Raw genomic sequence first — 832 nt, forward strand, 5'->3', positions numbered from 1 at the left:
CACTACTTCCTTACAGCATCAAGCGAATCGTCAAGCATCAAAGGGTGAAGAATAGTTAGTCCCAAACTTTGTCATCTGGTATGATCCGCCGATCATCATTTGAAGCAATGAGAACTAACAAATGTCAGATCTGTTAATTGAAGCGCCTCAATTACTCGCACTATTAAATAATGAAGACTCCTCTGAAAAGCTGATCATCGTCGACCTTGGAAAAGAAGATCGCTACCTAAGCGCTCATATCCCCGGTGCAGTACTGGTAAGCCCTAATTTAACCCAGGCGGGTCCGCCGGTGCCCGGCCTTGCTCCGAGTAAAGAAAATTTAAACGATTTAATGCAAAGCATTGGTCTGACTCCCGATAGTCAGGTTATTGTATACGATGATGAAGGTGGCGGCTGGGCAGGACGTTTTATCTGGCTACTCGATGAAATTGGCCATAACAACTACCGCTATTTGAATGGCGGCTTGCACGCATGGGCTGCTGAAAATTTCGACATGGAAAGCGGCCCTGTGGCTAATGAAAAGTCAGATATTCAAGTGTCTTTTAGCGGTAAACATAGCCTCACTCTCGCGCAGCTAAAAGAGCTTGTAAACACTCAAGATTTGCAAATCTGGGACGCTCGTTCTCCGATGGAGCATAGTGGCGAAACTGCTTACGCAGCCAGAGGCGGCAAGATTCCCGGCGCACTAAACTACGAGTGGACTCGCGCGATGGATCAACAAAATAGCCTAAAACTAAAACCCTTTGACACCTTGTTGAGTGAGTTAGCGACTGTTGGAATAAGCCCAGAAAAGCCAACCGTCACACACTGCCAAACCCACCATCGCTCAGGC

At 47.1% G+C, this 832-nt stretch carries 1 protein-coding gene; it reads left to right on the top strand.

Annotation, left to right across the window (positions count from 1 at the left end):
• Window positions 1–121 precede the first annotated feature (121 nt).
• The coding region (locus tag A3766_RS26270; RefSeq protein WP_068643288.1) for a sulfurtransferase at window positions 122–832 on the top strand (711 nt) is incomplete at its 3' end.

The sequence above is a fragment of the Oleiphilus sp. HI0132 genome, from assembly GCF_001635845.1.